Annotated in this window: 19 protein-coding genes; 5 read left to right on the forward strand and 14 right to left on the reverse strand. The window is 67.4% G+C overall.

Annotation, left to right across the window (positions count from 1 at the left end):
- Positions 1 to 306: 306 nt before the first annotated feature.
- On the forward strand, positions 307 to 1,191 hold the full coding sequence (locus ACO06P_RS06660) for a LysR family transcriptional regulator (RefSeq protein ID WP_420349221.1): 885 nt from the start codon (positions 307 to 309) through the stop codon (positions 1,189 to 1,191).
- A 225-nt stretch (positions 1,192 to 1,416) separates the two neighbouring features.
- Complete coding sequence (locus ACO06P_RS06665; RefSeq protein ID WP_420349222.1) at positions 1,417 to 2,238, forward strand: LCCL domain-containing protein; 822 nt, start codon at positions 1,417 to 1,419, stop codon at positions 2,236 to 2,238.
- 77 nt (positions 2,239 to 2,315) lie between these two features.
- On the opposite strand, the gene ACO06P_RS06670 is transcribed toward ACO06P_RS06665, so the two are convergent.
- A complete protein-coding gene (locus ACO06P_RS06670; RefSeq protein WP_420349223.1) occupies positions 2,316 to 3,059 on the reverse strand; it encodes an MBL fold metallo-hydrolase in 744 nt (247 codons plus the stop codon).
- Between the two features lie 201 nt (positions 3,060 to 3,260).
- Here ACO06P_RS06670 and ACO06P_RS06675 point away from each other — a divergent pair, with 201 nt between their 5' ends.
- Positions 3,261 to 3,569, forward strand: coding sequence for a hypothetical protein (locus ACO06P_RS06675; protein WP_420349224.1), 309 nt, complete (start codon positions 3,261 to 3,263; stop codon positions 3,567 to 3,569).
- 32 nt (positions 3,570 to 3,601) lie between these two features.
- On the opposite strand, the gene cobM is transcribed toward ACO06P_RS06675, so the two are convergent.
- The 13 genes from cobM to ACO06P_RS06740 all read right to left on the reverse strand — a co-directional run bounded on the left by cobM (position 3,602) and on the right by ACO06P_RS06740 (position 20,193).
- Entirely contained in the window at positions 3,602 to 4,366 is a 765-nt protein-coding gene (gene cobM, locus ACO06P_RS06680; RefSeq protein WP_420349225.1) for a precorrin-4 C(11)-methyltransferase, read from the reverse strand.
- A complete protein-coding gene (gene cobJ / locus ACO06P_RS06685; protein WP_420349226.1) occupies positions 4,363 to 6,219 on the reverse strand; it encodes a precorrin-3B C(17)-methyltransferase in 1,857 nt (618 codons plus the stop codon). The genes cobM and cobJ overlap by 4 nt, the downstream gene beginning before the upstream one ends.
- Positions 6,216 to 6,920, reverse strand: a complete 705-nt coding sequence (locus tag ACO06P_RS06690; protein ID WP_420349227.1) for a precorrin-2 C(20)-methyltransferase — start codon at positions 6,918 to 6,920, stop codon at positions 6,216 to 6,218. The genes cobJ and ACO06P_RS06690 overlap by 4 nt, the downstream gene beginning before the upstream one ends.
- 13 nt (positions 6,921 to 6,933) lie before the next feature.
- Positions 6,934 to 8,187: a precorrin-6y C5,15-methyltransferase (decarboxylating) subunit CbiE gene (cbiE, locus tag ACO06P_RS06695; protein WP_421938178.1), complete on the reverse strand. Its 1,254-nt coding sequence runs from the start codon at positions 8,185 to 8,187 to the stop codon at positions 6,934 to 6,936.
- Between the two features lie 5 nt (positions 8,188 to 8,192).
- Positions 8,193 to 8,831: a precorrin-8X methylmutase gene (locus ACO06P_RS06700; protein ID WP_420349229.1), complete on the reverse strand. Its 639-nt coding sequence runs from the start codon at positions 8,829 to 8,831 to the stop codon at positions 8,193 to 8,195.
- A 22-nt stretch (positions 8,832 to 8,853) separates the two neighbouring features.
- On the reverse strand, positions 8,854 to 9,909 hold the full coding sequence (locus tag ACO06P_RS06705) for a sirohydrochlorin chelatase (RefSeq protein WP_420349230.1): 1,056 nt from the start codon (positions 9,907 to 9,909) through the stop codon (positions 8,854 to 8,856).
- Between the two features lie 45 nt (positions 9,910 to 9,954).
- Positions 9,955 to 11,448, reverse strand: coding sequence for a cobyric acid synthase (locus ACO06P_RS06710; RefSeq protein WP_420349709.1), 1,494 nt, complete (start codon positions 11,446 to 11,448; stop codon positions 9,955 to 9,957).
- Positions 11,449 to 11,485: 37 nt separating this feature from the next.
- Complete coding sequence (gene cobO / locus ACO06P_RS06715; protein ID WP_420349231.1) at positions 11,486 to 12,121, reverse strand: cob(I)yrinic acid a,c-diamide adenosyltransferase; 636 nt, start codon at positions 12,119 to 12,121, stop codon at positions 11,486 to 11,488.
- Positions 12,122 to 12,123: 2 nt separating this feature from the next.
- A complete protein-coding gene (cobN, locus tag ACO06P_RS06720) occupies positions 12,124 to 15,864 on the reverse strand; it encodes a cobaltochelatase subunit CobN (RefSeq protein WP_420349232.1) in 3,741 nt (1,246 codons plus the stop codon).
- A gap of 4 nt (positions 15,865 to 15,868) precedes the next feature.
- Positions 15,869 to 16,903, reverse strand: a complete 1,035-nt coding sequence (gene cobW, locus ACO06P_RS06725; protein ID WP_420349233.1) for a cobalamin biosynthesis protein CobW — start codon at positions 16,901 to 16,903, stop codon at positions 15,869 to 15,871.
- A 174-nt stretch (positions 16,904 to 17,077) separates the two neighbouring features.
- Positions 17,078 to 18,475, reverse strand: a complete 1,398-nt coding sequence (locus tag ACO06P_RS06730) for an NAD(P)(+) transhydrogenase (Re/Si-specific) subunit beta (RefSeq protein WP_420349234.1) — start codon at positions 18,473 to 18,475, stop codon at positions 17,078 to 17,080.
- Between the two features lie 15 nt (positions 18,476 to 18,490).
- Positions 18,491 to 18,901 carry an NAD(P) transhydrogenase subunit alpha gene (locus ACO06P_RS06735; RefSeq protein WP_420349235.1) on the reverse strand — a complete coding sequence of 137 codons (411 nt, stop codon included), beginning with the start codon at positions 18,899 to 18,901 and terminating at the stop codon, positions 18,491 to 18,493.
- A 5-nt stretch (positions 18,902 to 18,906) separates the two neighbouring features.
- Positions 18,907 to 20,193, reverse strand: a complete 1,287-nt coding sequence (locus ACO06P_RS06740; RefSeq protein WP_420349236.1) for a Re/Si-specific NAD(P)(+) transhydrogenase subunit alpha — start codon at positions 20,191 to 20,193, stop codon at positions 18,907 to 18,909.
- A 407-nt stretch (positions 20,194 to 20,600) separates the two neighbouring features.
- On the opposite strand from ACO06P_RS06740, the gene ACO06P_RS06745 reads away from it, so the two are divergent.
- Together ACO06P_RS06745 and ACO06P_RS06750 are read left to right on the forward strand one after the other, a co-directional pair.
- Positions 20,601 to 21,506 (forward strand): sulfotransferase family protein, encoded by a 906-nt coding sequence (locus ACO06P_RS06745; protein WP_420349237.1) that lies wholly within the window; start codon positions 20,601 to 20,603, stop codon positions 21,504 to 21,506.
- Positions 21,506 to 22,093 (forward strand): hypothetical protein, encoded by a 588-nt coding sequence (locus ACO06P_RS06750; protein ID WP_420349238.1) that lies wholly within the window; start codon positions 21,506 to 21,508, stop codon positions 22,091 to 22,093. Before ACO06P_RS06745 ends, ACO06P_RS06750 begins: the two co-directional genes overlap by 1 nt.
- The last annotated feature ends 5 nt before the right edge of the window (positions 22,094 to 22,098 follow it).

Below are 22,098 nucleotides of genomic sequence, written 5' to 3' on the forward strand. Positions count from 1 at the left end.
CGGTGGCGTGGTGCGGTCAAGGAGACGCCGTGCGGACCACAAAGACGGACCGCGGCACGGAGACGCGAGGCGAAACGGTGACAGAGATGCAGGGCCGCCTGCCCGATCCGGGCGTTGGCGCTGTCGCGGGCTTCCACAACCAGGGACAGACCGTCGTCGCGTGTTCGAATCCTTTTCATCTTGATCCTTGGGTCTGAGTTCGATGGCCGGATGCTTGACCGGCAGGGCATGCTTCCTCTATAAGCGCTCTGCTCGTGAATAAGTAAATATTTGATTTCTTATTAAATGAATAAGCAGAACTTTGACATGAGAACTCTCAAACTCGACCAGTTGCAAACCTTCACCGAGGTGATCGCGCGCGGCAGCTTCTCTGCCGCCGCCGAGCGCCTGCAACTCAGCCAGCCCGCCGTCAGCCTGCAGATCCGGGAACTTGAGAAGCGGCTGGGCGTCCGGCTTGTGGAGCGGCTCGGCAAGCGCGCGACGCCGACGGCGGCGGGACAAGAGCTTCTGACCCACGCCCGCCTGATCGAGGAGACCGTGTCCACCGCCGTCGACTCCATGGCGGTGCACGCCAGCGGCGCCCTGGGCCGCGTGCGGATCGGGACCGGCGCGACCGCCTGCATCTATCTGCTGCCGCCGGCCCTGCGCGAGCTGCGGCGCCGTTTCCCGACGCTGGAAATCACCATTAGGACCGGCAATACCAGTGACGTCCTGAAAAGCCTGGAGGAAAACACGCTCGACATCGGCCTGGTCACTCTGCCCGCGCCCGGACGCATGTTCGAAGTAACGCCGCTGATGAAGGACGCCTTCGTCGCCGTAACCGCGGCCGATGGCGAGCCCTTGCCCAAGGTGGTCACGCCGGCGGTCCTCGCAAAGCGCCCCCTTGTGCTCTACGAGGCCGGCGGCAACACCCGCCGCGTGGTCGACGAGTGGTTTGCCAAGGCCGGCATCGCCCCGGCGCCGGTGATGGATCTGGGCAGTGTCGAGGCCATCAAGGAATTGGTGGGCGCCGGGCTCGGCTGTGCGGTGCTGCCGGCGATTGCGGTGCGGGGAAAGACGGCGCGCAAGCAACTCGATCACCGGGCGCTGTCACCCAAGCTCGACCGCACCCTGGCCCTGGTCATGCGCCGCGACAAGGTCCTCACCAAGGCCCTGCGCGAGGCGGTCGCCGCACTCCGCCGAATAGCCTGAGGGCCGGATTGCCTGAGGACCGGTAAGGCTGTCGGTGTCCCCGGCGGCCCGATCGAAGCAGCCGGCACGCTTTTCGATCCCCTCCTTGAACCGAAGAGCCGAGCGTCACGACCAATTCGATACGGCCCGGCAGGTTCCGCCGGTTGCCGACCACTGGGGTGCGCCGGCCTGCGGTCCATGCCGCGTCGGTGCGTGCCCGAACGCCAACGCAAAGGAGATCGCTTGATGAAAAAACCTACACTGCCGTTGCTGGCCGCCGCCGCCATCGTCGGGGCTTCGCTCGGAGCACTGGGGGTTCCCCAGGTCCATGCCCAGGATAAGGAAGTGGTGGTCCCCGAGATCGAGTGGGACACGGCCCTGAAGAAGTTCCAGGTCGACAGCGACAAGTTCATCGGCCAGCGCTTCTCGGTTGCCTGCCCGCCCCATTCGGTGCGCGACACCATGGAGCAGGTCTACGGCACCGACGCCTATCCCAGCGACAACGCGATCTGCGTCGCCGCCCTGCATGCCGGCAAGATCACCACCGAAGACGGCGGCCAGGTCATGGTGCAGCTTAACCCCGGCCTGGAGGCCTACACCGGCAGCAGCCGCAACGGCGTCGACAGCGCCAGCCTGCCGGGCACCCAGCGCTCCATGGTCTTCGTCGATGCCGAGAGCGCGGCGGCGGCCGACGAGGCGCGCCAGGACTACATCCCGCGCCTGAAGTGGGATGCCAAGTTCACCGGCACCGGGCTGGCCAACAAGGACCTCAAAGGCCAGGTGATGACCTTCAACTGCCCGGCCGCGCCCGGCGACCTGCGCATGCGCCGCGTCGTCGGCACCGACTCCTACGCCTTCAACTCCATCGTCTGCCTGGCCGCGGTCCATGCCGGCAAGATCACCACGGCTGAAGGCGGCCTGGTCAACGTGCAGATCGACCCGGGTATGAAGAAGCTGGTCGGCTCCATCCGCAACGGCGTCGAGACCAAGAACGGCGGCGGCGGTCACACCACCATCTCCTTCGTCGATGCGCCCTTGCGTGCTGCCGCAACGCCGACGCAGAACTAAATGAGCGTTTGATCTAAAGGTGTGCGAGCGGACACCGCCGCGCTCGCACCGCCCTCCCCTCCCAGAGCGGATCCGCTCTAGGGTCCCCCCAAAACCATCACCGTCGGCTCGCGCGGCAAGGTCCGCAGGGAAACCTCCACGGTGGCCTCCTGAGAGACCTCGATGTCGAAAGCCTCCACCATGCCGGCAAGGAAGAGCCGCAGCGACTCGCCGCCGAAGTAGTGCATGGGAATGACCAGGCTGGCGCGCAGATCCTGCAGCACCTCGATCATGTCCAGGAGGTTGAGAGTATAGGTGCCGTCGACCGGTGCGAGAACCACGTCAAGGCGCCCGATCAGCGCCAGCTGCTCCTGGGTCGGCTTGTGGTGCAGATGGCCCAGGTGGCCGATGCAGAGGTCCGCCACCTCGAAGATGAAAATCGAGTTGCCGTGGCGCTCCAGCCCGCCGCCCCAGCGTCGGATGTCGGTGGGCACGTTGCGGATATAGACGTCGGCCACGGTGAGATCGTGTTCCGCAGGGCCGCCTTCCGGGTTCCAGCCGCGCAGCACGTGCTGGATCGCCGGGTCGGGAAACGGCGTGTAGTGGGTTTCATGGGCGTGGTTCATGGTGACCACCGTCGGCACCGGCCCGGGCCCGGCATAGCCGGCGTAATCGGTGGCGATGATTACCCCCGCGGGCGTCGTCAGGCGGAAGGTCGCATGGCCCACAAAAGTGACCTCCACCGTGTCTGCCGCCTGCGCCGGGGCATAGGCGACCGGCACCAGCTGAGCCCCGTTGTCGACATAGGCGACGCACTTGCTCGCCTCAGCCGGGGCGGGCATGAGAAAAACCAAGAAGACTATGGAAAGTAAAGCTGTCGCGCTGAAACGGAGCATGGTCACGACCTTCCTCCTGAAAGCGTTTAACGGCAGCGATACGCATCGACCTCGCACACGATCACATGCCTACCTACGGTCGACAAGTCTCGCTTTCGTCGTTTCTCATTGTGTCAGCACGCCTCGTGCGACGCTACAATCGAATCGATGAAGACAACGCGCATCAATACAGGCTTGATGTCCGAACTGGAGCAGTTTGCGCTGTTCTTCCATCAGGACATCTCACTCATGGCCGCGGACATGGTGGCCGGCGCGCACATGTATGTGAGCGACCTGCCGCCTGAACGGCAATCCGTGCTGGCCAGTGAGTTCAGCGCCTTTCTGGAAGAACATCGCAGTGCAAGAGCGCTCCGCAACGGCTGGTTTCGTCTTGGTGCCGGATATGCACCCCGAGGAAAGACCCTGGTGGCTGAGATGCAGGAGATTGCCGACCTACTGCGATCGCAGTCGCATTAGAGTTCTCTTTAGAGATTAAGCGATGGTGCGTTTCACGCGCGCCGCTTCGGGCGCAGCACGTGGACGTGGTCGGGGTCGTAGAGGCGGCTGTCGCTGAAGTCGCTGGTCGCCAGCACCCGCCCGACCAGGATCAGCGCGGTGCGGGTGATCTTGGCGGCCCGTACTTTCTGGCGGATGTCGGCAAGGGTGCCGCGGATGATCTGCTGGTCGGGCCAGGAGGCGCGGTAGACCACGGCAACCGGGCAGTCGGAACCGTAGACAGGCGTCAGTTCCGCCTCGATGTGCTTCAGGTTGCGGATCGACAGGTGGATGGCGAGGGTGGCGCCGCTCTGCGCCAGGGTCGCCAGGTCCTCCCCCTCCGGCATGGCCGAGGCCTTCATCGCCGTGCGGGTGAGGATAAGGGTCTGGCTGATGCCCGGCAGGGTGAGTTCGCTCTCCAGCGCCGCCGCGGCGGCCGCGTAAGCCGGCACGCCGGGCACGATCTCGAAAGAAATTTCAGCGGCGCGCAGACGGCGGATCTGCTCGGCGATGGCCCCATAGAGCGAAGGATCGCCGGAATGCACCCGCGCCACGTCCTGACCCACGGCGTCGGCTTCGACGATCTGATGAATGATCTCGTCGAGGGTCATGGAGGCCGTGTCCATCACCAGGGCGTCGGGCCCGGCGAAGCCCACCACCTCCGCCGGCACCAGCGAGCCGGCATAGAGCACCACCGGGCAGCGCGCGATCAGGTCGCGGCCCCGCAGGGTGATCAGATCGGGCGCCCCCGGCCCGGCGCCGATGAAATAGACCGTCACGCCGCATCCTCCGAAGAACTCTTCGCTTTGGCCGCATAGCCGCGCGGGGTGTAGACCCAATCCCCGCCGTCGCCGCGGCCGACCCGGCGTGTCTCGCCGGAGCCCACAAGCACGACGGTCAGCATGTCCACCTTGTCCGGCGAGAGCGCCCCAAGGTCCATCACCGAGAGGCTCTCGCCAGGACGGCCCAGGTTGCGCGCCAGCACCACCGGCGTTTCCGCGGGGCGGTGCCGGCGGAGGATCTCGACGGCTGTCGAGAGCTGCTGGCGGCGCCGGCGGGAGACGGGATTGTAGAAGGCGATGACGAAGTCGCCCGCCGCCGCGGCCTCGATGCGCCGTTCGATCACCGGCCAGGGCGTCAAAAGGTCCGACAGCGAAATGGTGCAGAAGTCGTGGCCCAGCGGCGCGCCGGCGCGCGCGGCGGCGGCCTGCAGCGCCGAGACCCCGGGCATGACCCTGATGTCGACTCGCATCCATTCAGCGTTCCCGTCGCGCTCCAGAAGCTCGAACACCAGGGCCGCCATGGCGTAGATCCCGGGATCGCCGGAGCAGACCAGCGCCACATCCCGGCCCTCCGCCGCAAGGTCGAGGGCGACGCGCACCCGGGTCTCCTCCTCGCCCAGGTCATAGCCGTGGCGCGCCTTGCCGGCGGCCAGCGGCCCGAGCAGATCGAGGTAGAGGCCATAGCCGACAAGGTCGCTGGCGCGCAGCACGGCCGCCTCCACCTCCGGCGTGCGCCAGACGGGGTCGCCGGGCCCGGTGCCGACGACGGCAAGGCTGCCGCGCCCCCGGCCCAGCAGCTTGGCGTCGATGATGTCGGGCGCCAGGGCGACCGCGCAGGTGGCGCGCTTGGATTTCGTTTTGGCGACGAGCAACTTTGCCTCCGGCCCCGCCGCGGCCAGGGCTGCGCCTTCGGAAACGCCGTGGCAGCCGACCTCCCGAAAGACGAGGTCGGAGGGGTTGGCGAGGCGTGATGTCTCGGCCTCGAGCGTGGCTGCATCGAAGAAGCGCACCGGCACGCCCAGACCTGCGGCAAGGTCGTGCACCGCCACTTCGTCCGCCTTCACGTCGATGGAAAAAACGCCGGCAACGGCCAGCGGCGACAGCCCCGCCTGCGCCAGGGTCTGTTCAACCAGCGTGGCCAGTTCCGCCGGGGCGCAGCCGCGTTCGCAGCCGACGCCAAGGGCGAGCAGCGCCGGGTGGTACACCAGTTGAGCTTCGCTCGAATTTCCATTCTTTTCAGTGATTTGCAGGGTCAAGCTGCCATCTGTGACAAAGGGCAAATCGCTGTCCGAAAGCCAGGCGGCTTCACCCTCGATCTTAACTTCCGCGCCGGAGAGAAGAGCGGCGGCGAAGCCCTTGTAGTGCTGGGGATTTCCCAAGCGCCACCCCTCGGGCGGCGCGTCCAGGGCCACCCCGAAGCGCCGGTCGCCGGCGGTGGTGATCGCCGCTTCGATGCCAAGCATCTCGGCGATCCGCCGGGCCAGGTCATTGGCCCCACGGTGACCGCCCAGCAGCGGCACCACCGCCCCGCCGTCCTCGGCCACGGCGACGACCGGCGGCTCCGCCCGCTTGTCGGCCAGCACCGGCGCCAGGGCGCGGATCACCGTTCCGCTGGCCGCGATGACGACCAGGGGCCGGCCCTCGAGAAAGGCGCCCTGAAGAGTCGCGGTGAAGTCGTCGAAGACGACATCGGCCTCTTCGGCCCGCCCGCGCCGGCCATGAATCAGCGCCTGGGGCAGCAGGTCGCGAAGACGTTCGGCGAGGGCGCGTCCGCCGGCGGTCAGCACCACAACCGCAGGGGCCAGTTGCCGAGGGTTCGATTGCCGAGAGTTCGAATTCGGGGCGGTCATGTCCAGGCCTCCCCACGGCGGTGGATCAGGATCATGGAGAAGTAGGGTGCCCCCTCTTCCTCCAGGCTGTCCAGCGGCAGGATGCGCTGCTGCGTCATGGTGGCCCGCTCGACGTAGCGCGCGCGGTCCGAGAGGCCAAGGCGCTCGAGTACGCGGCGCACCTTCTCCAGATGCCGCCCGACCTTGATGACCGCCGCGGCTTCCACATCGCGCAGCCGTTCGGCAAGGGCGTCCTCATCCAAGGGGGCGGGCACCACCGTCAGCACGTCGTTGCGGGCCGCCAGCGGCGCCCCGAGCACGGCGGCGCAGGCGGTGAGCGACGACACGCCGGGCACCACCTCCACCGGATGGGTCTCCGCCACCCGGCCGAAGAGGTACATGAAGGAGCCGTAGAAAAACGGGTCGCCCTCGCAGAGCGCCGCCACGTCGCGTCCCGCTTCCAGATGGGCGCCGATCTCGCCCGCCGCCCAGTCGTAAACCTCCTGCGCGGGAAAACGCGCCGCCACCATGGGCATGCGGATGGCAATCTCGGTCTGATTGCCGGGCAGGTGGGGTGCGACGATGGCACGGGCCAGGCTGTCGCCTTCCTCCGGGGCCGGATAGGCGATCACCGGCGCGGCCTGCAGCAGACGCAGGGCTTTGAGCGTGAGCAGTTCCGGATCGCCGGGGCCGATGCCGAGGCCATAGAGTTTGCCGGTCACGAGAGCCTGCCTGTCACGGCGTGTCTGCCGGCCGCTGGGCGGCCCGCGCTTTCGTCTTGGCGTAGTGTGTCACCGGCATCATGGGCCGCCAGCCCTGAAAGGGCCCGACCGCCTCGGCCCGCGACACCGACAGCCGGCTGAGCGCGCCGCCCTCACGCTGCTGCCAGGCGAGCAGCGCCTGCTCCCCTTCCAGGGTGACCGCGTTGGCCACCATGCGGCCGCCGGGCTTCAGCGCTGCCCAACAGGCCTCGATGACGTCGCGCGACGACACGCCGCCGCCGATGAAAACCGCATCCGGCGCTTCCAGACCCGCCAGGGCTGCCGGCGCCTCCCCGGCGACGATCTCCAGCATGGGCGTGCCGAGAGCCTCGGCGTTCTCGGCGATCATCGCCCGGCGCTCCGCCTTGCGCTCGATGGCGATGGCGCGGCTGCGCGGCACCGCGCGCATCCACTCGATCGCCACGGAGCCGCAGCCCGCCCCAACGTCCCACAGCAGCTGGCCGGCAACCGGGGCCAGAGAGGCCAGGGTTACCGCCCGCATCTCCCGCTTGGTCATCTGGCCGTCGTGACGGAAGGCTTCGTCCGGCAGGCCCGGCGTCGTCGGCAGCAAGGTCGCCGCCGGCCCGGCGATGCAGTCGACGGCCAGGGTGTTGAGCGCCGCCACGTCGTTGACCCGCCAGCTTTCCGCGGTCCCTTCAAGGCGGCGTTCGTCCGTTCCCTCCATATGTTCCAGGACCACCATGCGGCTTTCGCCGTAGCCGCGCTCGCAGAGCAGCGCAGCGACCGCCGCGGGCGTCTCCGCCCCCTCGCTTAGGATCAGGAGCCTGGCGCCCGGTTGAATTGTGGATTGAAGCAGCGCCACGGGGCGTCCGTGCAGAGTCAGGGTCTGCACCTCCGCCAGCGGCCAGCCCAGGCGGGCGGCGGCCAGTGCGAAGGCTGAAAGCCCGGGAAGCAGCGTCATCTCCGCGCGCGGGATGCGCTTCAGCAGGGAAACGCCAATGCCGTACCAGAGCGGGTCGCCGGTGGCGAGCACGCAAACGCGCTGCCCGCGGCGCCCTTCGATCTCATCGAGCAGGGCGGTAAGCGGGCTGGGCCAGGCCAGACGCTCCTGCCCGTCCGGCGGCACCATGGCCAGGTGGCGTTCCCCACCGACCAACACCTCGGCATCGTCGACCAGTCGGCGTGCAGCCGGCGTCAGCCCATCAAGCCCGTCCTCGCCGATCCCGATCAGCGACAGCCAGGGGCTTACCTCCGTCTTCCCCGCCACGGTCATCACAGGCCGGCGCGGGCCAGGGCGTTCACGGCGGCCGCCGCCATGGCGCTGCCGCCGCGCCGTCCGCGCAAGGTAAGATAGGGAATGCCAAGGTCTGCGGCGATCAGCGCCTCTTTCGATTCCGCGGCGCCGACAAAACCGACCGGAAAAGCGAGGACCACCGCCGGCCGGGGCGCCCCGCCCCGGATAACTTCGATCAGACGATAAAGCGCAGTCGGCGCGTTGCCGATGGCAACGACAGCGCCCTCGAGGTCCTTTTCCCAAAAGTCCACTGCAGCGGCGGAACGGGTCGTGCCCAAAGTCTTCGCCAGCGCGGGCGTGCGCGCATCGCCCAAAGTGCAGATCACTGCGTTGTCGGACGGCAGACGGCTGCGTGTGACACCGTCGGCGACCATGCGGCAGTCCGCCAGGACCGGCCGGCCCGCCTGCAGGGCACCGCGCCCGTCGGCGACAAGAGCGCCGGCGCAGGCCAGGTCACCGGCAATCTCCGGCATGCCGCAGGCATGGACCACCCGAAGCGCAACCTCCGCCACGTCGGGCGGCAGCGCCGAGAGATCGGTCTCCGCCCGCACGATCTCGAAAGACCGGCGGGTGATCTCCGCGGGATCGCGGATGTAGTCGTCGAGCGCAGCAGTCATGGCCGAAGACGAGCCACGGCTGTCACGCCGACTTCTTTTTCATGCTGACCGGGCCCAGCGGATGGTCGGCATGGGGATAAGGATGATGGTGGTGGTCATGCCCGTGGCCGTGTCCATGATCATGCCCGTGGCCATGACCGTGGCTGTGGTGATGGTGCCCGTGCCCATGGGTATGGTCGTGATCATGGTCGTGGGAATGGCCGCCGGTGCCGATGCCTTCCACGTGATGGTGATGGCTTTCCTGCGCCAGACCGACCTCGGCCTCGAAGCCCAGAACCTGCTCGCGGTACTTGCAGAGCTTGCAGTTCATCAGGTTTTCGCCGTCGAGGATTTCCTGCACGCGCTCGGCAAAGGCATCCAGCACAGCCGGATGATCGTTCAGGTAGGGCGCCTTGACGAACTCGATCTCAGGATGCCGCGCCGCGACCTGGTCAGTGTAGTCATAGATGCGCTTCACCAGGATGCCGGTGAAGAGAAAGTACGGGAACACGATGATGCGGCGATAACCGAGACGGGCCGCATGCTCCAGGCCCGGCTCCACCAGAGGAAAGGTGACGCCCGAATAGCAGGTCTCGCCCCAGCCGAAGCCGAGCCCCTCCCAAAGCATGCGCATGACCTTGGCGACGTTGGAGTTGGCGTCGGGGTCGGAGGCGCCGCGGCCGACCACCATCAGCAGCGTCTCATGGCGCGGCACGTCGTCACTCAGCCCGCTCATCGCTTCCTCGATGCGGTCGCTGGCGGCCTTCAGCATCTTCGGGTCGATGGCCAGTTCGCGCCCGTAGTCGATGGACATCTCCGGATGCTGTGCCTGGTAGGTGTTGAGCACCGAAGGAATGTCGTTCTTGGCATGGCCGGCGGCAAAGAGCATGCCGGGAATCGCCAGGCACTGGGTCACACCACGTCCACGCAGCTTGTCCAGACCGTCGCGGATGATCGGCCGGGCGAACTCCAGGAAGCCGCTCTCCACATCAAAGTGGGGCAGGCGCTCGCGGATACCGCGGGCCACGGCCTCGAACTCCCGCACCGCGCCCTCGTCGCGGCTGCCGTGACCGCAAACCATCACACCGATCTTGCTCATCCGTCTCTCCTTATACGCCCCTTTGTTCTGCTTCGAGCGGGGACTTTAGGGGGCCTGGCGGGGTTGGGGCAAAGGGAAACGTGCCACCTCTCCGCCCTGGGCGATCTCCAGGATCCTGTCCATCTCCAGGTGGTCTTCCAGATGCCCTGCCAGGGCGTCCAGCGTCGCCTCCACCATCGATTCGTAAGCCAGACCCGCGTGGCCCCGCGTGCCGAGCGTTGCCAGCAGCCCCTGGCGGAAGGCGTCGGACGTAAAGAGGCCGTGCAGGTAGCAGCCTGCCGCCTTGCCATCGTCGGAAACCGCACCTTCCGGGCGCCCGGCCAGCTCAAGATAGGGCCGCGCGCAGTCCGGCCCTTCGGTGACGCCGACGTGGATCTCGTAGCCCCTGACCCCAGCGCCGCTTTCCAGGTGCCGCCCCTGCACCTCTTGAAGGGTCTTCTCATCTGTCAGGCGCGTCTCGACCGCCAGCAGCCCCAGGCCCTCGGCCGTCTCTCCGGCCGGGCCTTCGATTCCCTGGGGGTCGCTGACGCGCCGCCCCAGCATCTGATAGCCGCCGCAGATGCCCAGCACGCGGCCGCCGCGGCGCAGATGGGCGTGCAGATCGAGATCCCAGCCCTGGTCGCGCAGGAAAGCAAGGTCGGCGAGCGTCGCCTTGGAACCGGGCAGGACCACCAGATCGGCGTCCCCGGGCAGCGCCCGGCCCGGCTCGACGAAGTCCAGCGCCACATCGGGCTCGGCGATCAGCGGATCGAAGTCGTCGAAGTTGGCGATGCGCGCCAACTGCGGCACCGCGACCTTGATTGCCCGGTCCTCGGCCACGCGGCTGTGCGAAAGCGCCACCGCATCCTCCGCCGGCAGACGCGCCGCTGCCGGAAAGAAGGGTACGACACCCAAAGAGGACCAGCCGGTATGCTCGGCGATGATCCTGAGCCCGTCGTCGAAGAGGCTGACGTCGCCGCGGAACTTGTTGATGACGTAGCCGGCAACGCGGCGCGCCTCCGCGGCGGCAATGACGGCGTGGCTGCCCACCAGAGTGGCGATGACCCCGCCGCGGTCGATGTCGGCCACCAGCACCACCGGCAGGTCGGCCGCCTCGGCGAAGCCCATATTGGCGATGTCGCCGGCGCGCAGGTTCACCTCCGCGGGGCTGCCCGCCCCCTCGACGATCACCAGATCGGCTTGCGCCGAGAGACGCCGGAAGCTCTCCAGCACTTTCGGCAGCAGCTCGCCCTTCAGCGCCTGATAGGCGCGGGCCTTGGCGTTGCCCCAAATCCGCCCCTGCACCACAACCTGGGCGCCGATCTCGCTTTGCGGTTTCAGCAGGACCGGGTTCATGTCGGTGACCGGCGCCACGCCGCAGGCGCGGGCCTGCAGCGCCTGGGCGCGGCCGATCTCGCCGCCGTCGACCGTGACCGCTGCGTTATTGGACATGTTCTGCGGCTTGAAAGGCCGCACCGTCAGGCCGCGCCGGGCGAAGGCACGGCAGAGCCCGGCCACGACCAGGGACTTGCCGACATCGGAGCCGGTGCCCTGGATCATGATGGCCGGGGTCGACGTCAAAACGCGATTCCCAAAATCAAAACTCAATGCCGAGCTGGGCTTTAACACCCTGCTCGCGGAAGGGGTGCTTCACCTGGGTCATCTCGGTCACCAGATCGGCCGCGTCGATGAGCTCCGGCTTCGCATTGCGCCCGGTGACGACGATGTGGAGCATCTCCGGACGGTTGTCGAGCACCGCCACCACCTCCTCCAGCGACAGATAGTCGTAGCGCAGCACGATGTTCAGCTCGTCCAGGACGATCATGTCGTAAGGGCGATCCGCGCCTCGGCAGGCCTCGATCATCGCTTTCGACTTCTCCCAGGCTGCCTTGGCCGCGGCGATGTCGCGGGCGCGGTCCTGGGTGTCCCAGGTGAAGCCCTCACCCATTGCCTTGATGGTCACCTGGTCGGAGAACCTGTCCAGCGCAGTCCGCTCGCCGGTCTCCCACTTGCCCTTCACATACTGCACGATACCGACGCGCATGCCGTTGCCCAGCGCCCGGAAGACGAGGCCGAAGGCCGCCGTCGACTTGCCCTTGCCCTTGCCGGTGTGGACGATCAGCAGGCCCTTTTCCTTGGTTTTGTCGGCAAGCATTTTGTCGCGGGCGGCCTTGCGCTTGCGTGCCTTCTCGTTGGCCCGCGCATTGATGTCCTCTTCGCTCATCTCCGCCATGTTCAGGCAACCTCCAGCTTGGTGAGCGCGGCGAGTTCTCCGGCGGCGGAATTGGAGCGGGCGCGCCAGAGGCCGCGCTCCTGCGCCTCGGCCAGACGCGCCGCCATCTCCGCCAGGGCCGCCGGGTTCTTGTCTTCCAGGAAGGATCGCACGGCCGGGTCTTCCAGGTAAGCCTCATAGACGGCATCGAAGTGATGATCGGCGACGGCACCGGTCGTTGCGGCGAAGGCGAAAAGATAGTCCACCGTCGCCGCCATCTCGAAGGCGCCCTTGTAGCCGTGGCGCATGACCCCGGCGATCCACTTCGGATTGACCACCCGGGCGCGCACCACGCGGGCGATTTCCTCTTCAAGAGTACGGATCTTCGGGCTCTCGGGGCGCGAGTGATCGTTGTGGTAGACCCGCGGCCGGGCGCCGGAGAGATGCTCCACCGCCGCCGTCATCCCGCCCTCGAACTGATAGTAGTCGTCGGAGTCGAGCAGGTCGTGCTCCCGGTTGTCCTGATTGTGGACCACCGCCTCCACACCACTGAGGCGCGCCTCGAAGAGATCCTGCGCGGCCTGCCCACCGGCGCCGGCGCCATAGGCGTAGCCGCCCCAGGCCAGATAGGCCCGGGCCAGGTCCGCCGTCTCGCGCCAGCCGCGCTCGTCGATCAGTGCCTGCAGCCCGGCGCCGTAGGCCCCCGGCTTGGAGCCGAAAACCCGGAAGCCGGCACGGCGCTGCGCCTCCTCCTCTGGCGCCCCCTCGGCCATCAGTCGGGCCGTGTCGTCGGCCACCTGGGCAGCGAGAGGATTCCGCTCCGGCGGTTCGTCGAGCGCTGCCACCGCGCGAGCGGCGGAGTCCACCAGATCGATCTGCGCCGGGAAGGCATCGCGGAAGAAGCCGGAAACCCGCAGGGTCACATCGACGCGCGGCCGGTCCAGCACCGACAGGGGCAGAACTTCGAAGCCCGTGATACGGCGCGAGGCCGTCTCCCAGGTCGGCTTTACGCCCATCAGCGCCAGGGCCTGGGCAATGTCGTCGCCGCCGGTGCGCATGTTGGCGGTGCCCCAGGCGGAAAGCGCCAAGCGCCGCGGCCAGCCCCCTTCCTCCTGCCGGTGGCGCAACAGCAGCCGTTCGGCGGAGGCCCAGCCGAGCTGCCAGGCCGCCGGGGTCGGCACCGTGCGGGTGTCGACGGAGTAGAAGTTCCGCCCCGTCGGCAGCACGTCGAGGCGGCCGCGGGTCGGCGCGCCGGAAGGCCCGGGCGCGACGAAGCGGCCGTCGAGGCCGCGCAGGAGACCGGCCACCTCCGCCGCGCCGGAAGCCGCCACGGCAGGCCGAACCTGGGCTTCGATGGTGCTCAGAACACTCCCGGCTTCTGTCCAGTCCGGATCGGCAGTTCGCGTCCCCGCCACCAGGGCCTGCGCCAGCAGTTCCAGGCGTTCCACCGTGTCGCCCTGGCTGCGCCAGCCGGCTTCGGGCCCGAGTGCGGACGGCTTCGGCCCGCGCCAGGGATTGCCCAGAACGCAGTCCAGCGGGTCGAAATCTTCGAGGCCCAGGTCTCGCGCCAAGGCGCGGATCAGCGAGGCATCGCCTCCCTCCCCCCGGCTGCGCGGCAGACGGGTGAGCGCCACCAGCAGATCGGTTTCCTGCCCGCCGTCAGGCGACTCGCCGAAGATATGCAGGCCGTCGCGGATCTGCATCTCCTTCAGCTCGCAGAGGTGATTGTCGAGCTTGCCGAGCGCGGTCTCTGCATCGTCTTCCGTGGCAATGCCGCAGTCCTTATCGAGGCCGCTCGCCGCCGAGAGCTGCAGGATCTCCTCGCCCAACACCTTGAGGCGCCGGGGATCGAGGCCGGCTGCGTCGTAGTACTCGTCCACCAGGCGCTCCAGCTCCGCCAGCGGGCCATAGGTCTCGGCGCGTGTCAGCGGCGGGGTCAGGTGGTCGACGATGACCGCCTGGGCGCGGCGCTTGGCCTGGGTACCCTCGCCCGGGTCGTTGACGATAAAGGGATAGAGATGCGGCAGCGGCCCGAAAACGGCCTCCGGGAAGCAGGCTTCCGAAAGCGCAAGCGCCTTACCGGGCAGCCATTCCATGTTGCCGTGCTTGCCCATGTGGACGACCGCATGCACGCCCATTGTCTCGCGCAGCCAGGCGTAGAAAGCGAGGTAGCCATGCGGCGGCACCAGGTCCGGGTCGTGATAGCTGGCGACGGGATCGATGTTGTACCCGCGCGCCGGCTGCAGGCCGACGACGATCCTGCCGAGACGAAAAGCCGACAGGCGGAATGCGTCACCCTCGACGAAGGGATCGTCGGCGGCATCGCCCCAGCGCTCCGCAACGGCCTCCTGCACTGCCCGCGGCAGTTGGGCGAAGAAGCGCCGGTAGGAAGCCAAGGGATAAGGCTCGCCACCGGGCCGCCCGGAGCGCGCCGTCAGATCATTGGTGGGGCCCGCCGCCAGCCGTTCGATCAGCGCCTGGCCGTCGGGCGGCAGCTCGCCGGTGTCATAGCCTTCGGCCTTCAAAGCGCGGAGGACGTTCAGGGTTCCCGCCGGGGTATCGAGCCCGACGCCGTTGCCGAGGCGCCCGTCCTGGTTGGGATAGTTGGCGAGGATCAGCGCGACCGATCGCTTGCCTGCCGGCATGCGGCGCAGCCGCAGCCAGTTGGCGGTCAAGGCCGCCACAAAGTCGATGCGATCCGCGACGGGTTCGTAGGCAACCACGGAGGTCTGTGTCGCAGGATCGTAGCGCGCCTCCCCCTTGAAGGAGACGGCGCGGGTCAGCACCCGGCCGTCGACTTCCGGAAGCGCGACGTTCATGGCGATATCGCGGGCCGAAAGGCCCGTCATCCCCTCCGCCCAGACGGCATGATTGCCGCCGGAGAAGACAACCTGCAGGACCGGCCCGTCACAGGCGTCGAAGGGCGTCCTGCCGCGTTCGGCGCCAGGCGCGGTCAGGGCAAAGCCCGTGGCGTTGAGAACGATCTCCGTCTTGGCCTCGGCGAGCAGGGCCGCCACCACCTCGCCCGCCTGCGGATCCTTCAGGCTGCTGCAGTAGAGCGGCAGCGGGTTGACCCCTTGCGCCCGCAGTCCGGTGATGAGCGCGTCCACAGCAGCAAGGTTTCCCGCCTGGAGGAGCGCGCGGTAGAAGACAATGGCGGCCACCGGGGCGGCGGCGCGCCACTGTCGCTGCAGATCCTGCAATGCGGGCTGGCCGGCACCCGGCCAGTAGAGGCCGGCGCGCAACAACGGGCGCGGTTCCAGCCAGTTGCTTTCCTTGCCCAACAGGCTGGCGGCGTAGCGCAGCAGGTTGAGTGCATTCTCCGGGCCGCCCTCGATGCAGTAGCGCCACAGGCGCAGCGCCGCGTCGTCCGCCAGGGTTCCGTAAGCCGAGAGGCCGGGGTCCGGCTGTTCGTCGCCCGGCAGCATGGCCAGGGCAATGCCCTGCTCGCGGCAGGCCGCGTGAATCTGCTCGACGCCATAGGGCCAGTAGCTCTCCCCGCCCAGCAAACGGACGATCACCAGCCGGGCGCCGGAAATCACCTGCTCGACATAGAGATCGACCGAGAGGTTGTGGCCGAGCTGCATGAGATTGGCGAGGCGCAGGCTTGGCGCGTCATCCCCCAAAGCCGCCTGTGCGGCGGCAAGCGCGGCCAACTCCGTATCAGCCGCGGAGAGAAAGACGATGTCGCCCGGCGTCTGGCCGAGGTCCACCGCCTCCGATCCGTCGGCAATGGCCCCCGGCGTCGCCTGCAGCAGGTGCATGGGCTCAGGCCGCCAGCGCGGCCCGGATCGCTGCCTCGTCCAGGCCGGTTTCGCCGATGATCACCAAGCGCGTGCGACGCGTTTCGTCCGGCCGCCAGTCGCGGTCGTAATGGTGCTGCAGCCGGTCGCCGACGCCCTGCACCACCAGGCGCATGGCCTTGCCGGTGACCGCCGCGAAACCCTTGACGCGCAGGATCCCGTGCTCGGCGATGACCGGGAGCAGCCGGTGCACCAGCGTCTCAGGGGCGTCGGTCTCGTCCAACTCCAGCGAGAACGACGTGAAGTCGTCGTGGTCGTGTTCCCCGGCGGCATCGATGTGGGAGGGACGCGAATCGAGATCGTCCTCCGCCGCGGCGTCGAGCCCCAGCAGCACAGCCGCATCGACCGCGCCGTGCACCGAGCGCACAGTCTTCACCGCCGGGCGCAGATGACGGGCGATGCTTTCCTCGACCCCGCGCAAATCTGCCTCCGCCAGCATGTCGGTCTTGTTGATCACGACCATATCGGCGCAGGCAAGCTGCTCCTCGAAGAGCTCTTCCAGCGGCGTATCGTGGTCGAGAGACTCGTCGGCGGCGCGCTGGGCGGCCAGGGCCTCGGGGTCGCCGGCAAAGAGTCCCTCGGCAACGGCCGGGCCGTCGATCAAGGTAATGACACCGTCGACCGTGGTGCGGGTGCGCACCTCCGGCCAGGCGAAGGCCTTCACCAGCGGCTTGGGCAGTGCCAGGCCGGAGGTCTCGATGACGATGTGGTCGGGCGGGTCGGCACGGTCCAGCAGTGCCTGAATGGTGGGCAGAAAATCGTCGGCCACGGTGCAGCAGATGCAGCCGTTGGCCAGTTCCACCACGTCGTCTTCGCCGCAGTCTTCGATGCCGCAGCCTTTCAGGATCTCGCCGTCGACGCCCAGGTCACCGAACTCGTTGATCACCAGGGCGATGCGCCGCCCCTTGGCGTTCTGCAGGAGGTGACGGATCGCCGAGGTCTTGCCGGCACCCAGAAATCCGGTGATGACGGTTGCGGGAATCTTCCTCTGTTCTTGCATCGTCTCTCCTGCTTCCTGCTGATGGGACGGCTGCCAAGGCGCCGCCTGCTGGCGGTTCGGCCAAGCCTCATTAGGACCCAGAGCGGGTGCCGAAACTGTCCCGGCTGCGACCTCTATCGGCCCAGATCGCGGCCTCGCCGCGAACCCTGCCAGGCCGCGGGGCCTCTCTCGGCCTCAGTCCGCTTCCATCGCCTTGACGATGTGCTCGCACATCTTTTTGGCATCGTCGAACAGCATCATGGTGTTGTCGCGGAAGAACAGCTCGTTCTGCACGCCGGCATAGCCGCTGGCCATGGACCGCTTGACGAAAAGCACCGTCCCGGCGTTCTCGACATCGAGGATCGGCATGCCGTAAATCGGCGAAGCCGGGTCGGTCTTGGCCGCCGGATTGGTGATGTCGTTGGCCCCGATGACGAAGGCCACGTCGGTGCCGTTGAAGTCCCGGTTGATCTCGTCCATTTCGAAGACCTCGTCGTAGGGGACGTTGGCCTCGGCGAGGAGCACATTCATATGGCCGGGCATGCGGCCGGCCACCGGGTGGATGGCGTAGCGCACGTCGACGCCTTCTTTCTTCAGGAAGTCCGCCATCTCGCGCAAGGCATGCTGGGCCTGGGCGACGGCCATGCCGTAGCCGGGGACGATGATGACCTTGCTGGCGTTCTTCATCAGGAAGGCGGCGTCGTCGGCCGAGCCGGCCTTCACCGTGCGGTCCTCGTCATCCCCCCCTGCGGCACCCGCGGTCTCGCCGCCGAAGCCGCCAAGGATGACGTTGATGATGGAGCGGTTCATCCCCTTGCACATGATGTAGCTGAGGATGGCACCGGAGGAACCCACCAGCGCACCGGTGATGATCAGCAGGTTGTTCTGAAGCGTGAAGCCGATGCCGCAGGCCGCCCAGCCGGAATAGGAGTTCAGCATGGAAACCACGACCGGCATGTCGGCGCCGCCGATCGGCAGGATCAGCAGAAAGCCGAGCACCAGGGCGATCAGCACGATGAGCCAGAACACCAGACCCGACTGGCCGAGGCAGAGGGCCACGATCAGCACCACCAGCAGAATGCCGAGGGCGGCGTTCAGCGGGTGCTGCATGGGGAAGACCAGCGGCTTGCCGCTGACGAGGCCCTGCAGTTTGGCAAAGGCAACCACCGAGCCGGTAAAGGTGATGGCGCCGATGGCGACACCGAGTGACATCTCGACGAGGCTGGTGATCTGGATATCGCCGGGTACCCCGAGGCCATAGGCCTGCGGCTTGTAGAAGGCCGCGGCAGCGACGAAGACCGCCGCCAGACCCACCAGCGAGTGGAAGGCGGCGACCAGCTGCGGCAGGGCGGTCATCTGAATACGCAGGGCGATGACCGTGCCGATGGCGCCGCCGATCAGCATGCCGACGATGATGAGCGCGTAGCTGACGACGCCGGGCATCGCCAGGGTGGTGACAATGGCGATGGCCATGCCGGCCATACCGTAAATGTTGCCGGTGCGGCTGGTCGTCGGGTGCGACAGCCCGCGCAGGGCCATGACGAAACAGACCGATGCGACGAGGTAGAGCAGCGCGGCGAGATCAGCGTTCATGGTTGTCCGGCCCCCTTATTTCTTCTTCTTGAACATGGACAGCATGCGCTGGGTGACGATGAAGCCGCCGAAGATATTGACCGATGCCAGAACGACCGCGAGGAATCCCATGACTTCGCTGAAGCCGAAGTCCGCCGGCCCGGCGGCGATCAGGGCACCGACGATGATCACGGAGGAGATCGCGTTGGTCACCGCCATCAAAGGGGAATGCAGCGCCGGCGTCACACGCCAGACCACGTGATAGCCGACGAAAACGGCAAGAACGAAAACGGTGAGGCCGATGACCAGAGGAGAAACGCCGCCCGCCGCGCCGCTCTCCACCGAGAGCCGGCTGGCCTCGACCGCCAGGGAGGCGACGTCATTGGCCAAGGCCTGTGCCTCGTTGGCGATCTCTGCGGCCCGTTCGGAGAAAGTCTCGTTTGCCATGACCGTCAGCCTCCTTGCTTGTCGCCGTCGGGCTTGGGCCCTGGTTCGGATTCAGGTTCGGGTTCCGCCGCAGCGCCGTTTTCGGGCGCAGCTTCCTCCGCCGATGGCCCGGGCGCCGGCTCGGGCGCTGGGGAGTCCGCGGCCGGCGGCGGAGCCGCATCCTTGGGCGCCAGGGCGGGGTGAACCACCTGTCCGTCGCGGATGATGCAGGTCTCGGCGACGATCTGGTCTTCCCAGTCTATGGCAAGGGCCTTGGTCTCCTTATCGACCAGAAGCTCGATGAAATTGAGAATGTTGCGGGCATAGAGCGCCGAAGCATCAGCGGCGAGGCGGCCGGGCACGTTCACGTAACCGACGATCTGGACGCCGCCGGTCTCGACGACTTCGCCGGGCTTGGACAGTTCGCAGTTGCCGCCGGTCTCCACAGCAAGATCGACGACCACGGAACCCGGCTTCATCGACGCGACCATCTCGGCCGACACCAGCTTCGGTGCCGGGCGCCCGGGGATCAGCGCCGTGGTGATCACCATGTCCATCTTCTTGATGGTCTCGGCGATCAGTTCGGCCTGCTTTTTCTGGTACTCGGGGCTCATCTCCTTGGCGTAGCCGCCGGCCGTTTCGGCCTGCTTGAACTCTTCGTCCTCGACCGCCACGAAGCTGGCGCCGAGGCTTTCGACCTGCTCCTTGGCGGCAGGGCGCACGTCAGTCGCGGAGACGATCGCGCCCAGACGCCGCGCCGTCGCAATCGCCTGCAGGCCGGCGACGCCGGCACCCATGACCAGCACCTTGGCCGGCGGCACCGTGCCGGCCGCCGTCATCATCATCGGAAAGGCGCGGCCATAGACCGCCGCACCGTCCAGCACCGCCTTGTAGCCCGCCAGGTTGGACTGGGAGGACAACACGTCCATCGATTGGGCACGGGTGATGCGCGGGATCAGATCCATGGCAAACGCGGTCACGCCGGCCTTCTGAAGCGGTCCCAGTTCGTCCCCGGCGCGAAACGGATCGACGATGGAAACCAGCAGGGCGCCGGACTTCACGCCCTTCAGTTCGTCGGGCAGCGGGCGGCGCACCTTGGCCACCACATCGGCATCGCCAAAGGCTACAGTCGCGTCCGGCGCAATGGTGGCGCCCGCCTTCTCATAAGCCTCATCCGTGATGGCCGCGCCCAGACCGGCGCCGGTCTCGACCGAAACCTCGAAACCCAGGTTGATCAGCTTCTTGACCGTTTCCGGCGAGGCTGCGACGCGCGCCTCGTCCGGGCGCTGCTCCCTGGGTATCGCGATCTTCATCTGATGGAGTTCCCCTGTCTGCCCCGCAGCCGTGGCCGGCCGCGCAAAACCACCTACCGCAAAGTGAGGCGTCGTCGGGGTGACCCCCAGGTTGTATGACGCCCCCGCTTCACAAAGCCGCCGCCAAAGCGCGTATCAGCATTCGGTGATGCGGCATCGGGCGGCATCTCCTTTAATGACTGCCACGCTCTCTGGTTTCAAGCCCTTTTGCCGCGCAACACCTGCCGGGCGCCCGCAGTACGCACGGGACAATCCCGAGGCAGCCCCTGGGGCTGCCGGGGTCACGGCGTCAGCGGAATTATTTCTCAACGGAACCGCCGGTTGCGGTGCCGGACCGGTGGACAAGCCCAGGCCCGCCGGATATTCACGGGGGCGCGCGCAGCTTTTGCAGGCAGGAGATTCGCGGGATGACGTTGATGGCGGACACCGGACAGCTTCGCGCTCTGCTCGAAAGCTTGGGTCTGTTCGTCGTGACCGGGGTCACCAAGTCCGGCACCACCTGGCTGCAGCGGCTGCTCGACAGTCATCCCGAGGTGGCCTGTGGCGGTGAGAGCAAACTGAACGTTTTGCTTACTCACCTTGCTCCAGCCATCCGCGAGTACAATACCGCCCTCTCCAAGACCAACGCGAAGATCTACAAGGAAGCGGCGATCTACCGGGAACTGGGCGAAGCGCAGTTGCTGACCGCCATGCAGTACTTTTTCCTCGACCGGCTGTGCGCCGTGGAGCGCGCGGCGGCAGCCGCCGGTAAATCCGCCGGCCTGCGCTGGATCGGCGACAAAGACCCTGACTACAAGCGCCGGCTCGGTACCTGGCGGGCCATTCTGCCGGAGGCGCGGGTCATCTCGACGACACGGGACGGCAGAGACTGCTTCGTCTCCTTGTGGTTCCACCTCTATCCGGATCGCGAGCCCCTTTCAGGCGAAAACCGCGCCGACTTCCTTGGCCGGATCGAGGGGCACGCGGTCACCTGGCGCGACACCATGGCCAGGTTCCAGAAGGACTCGGCAAGCTTTCCGGGACGCCACTTTTCCCTGCGCTACGAAGCGATGCTTGAGGATACGGCGGCGGAGATGACGCGGCTCTTTACCTGGCTGGACTGCGATTCCACCCCGGCAACCGTCGAAGCGGTGGTTGCGCGCAATGCCTTCAGCGTCCTCTCCGGCGGGCGCCAACCCGGCGAGGCCGATGCCCAGAGCTTCCTGCGCAAGGGGATCTCCGGCGACTGGAAGAACCACTTCGACGACGAGTGCAACGCCCTCTACTGTGCACATGCAGGCGAAGCCCTGTCTGCAGCCGGATACGAGCTGTGATGAATCCCGTCTATGTGGTCACCGACATCGAGGTGAACGGACCGACCCCGGGCCAGCACTCAATGCTGGCCTTCGCCTCGGTCGCCATAGACGCCGAGGGCGAGGAGATCGACTTCTTCCAGGCCGTGCTGGCAAGCCTGCCGGAAGCCGGCGAAGACCCGGTCACCATGGAATGGTTCAAGGGCTTCCCGGAAGCCTGGGCGGCGGCGACGCGAGACCCAAAACCGCCGGCGGAGGTCATGCAGAGTTACGCCGCCTGGGTGCGCAGCCTGCCGGGCCAACCGATCTTCGCAGCCCAGCCGCTGGCCTTCGACGGGGCCTGGATCGACTACTACCTCAGGCGCTTCGCCGATATCCGTATGCTCAAGGGCCCCTGGATCGGCGAGCGGCTGTTTTTCACCGCAGGTCTTTGCATCCAGGCCTTCGCCGCCGGGCGGACGGGCCGGGCCTTGCATGAATGCTCGGCCGAGGCCTTTCCGGCCGAATGGCTTGGCCATGTGCCGCACAACCACATCTCGATCGACGACGCCCGCGGCACCGCGAACCTGCTGCGCAGGCTGCTGGCCATGAGCGCACCGGGGGCGTGACACGA

Origin of the sequence: Pelagibius sp., assembly GCF_965227505.1 — a bacterium.
Classification (GTDB): Bacteria; Pseudomonadota; Alphaproteobacteria; order Kiloniellales; family Kiloniellaceae; genus Pelagibius.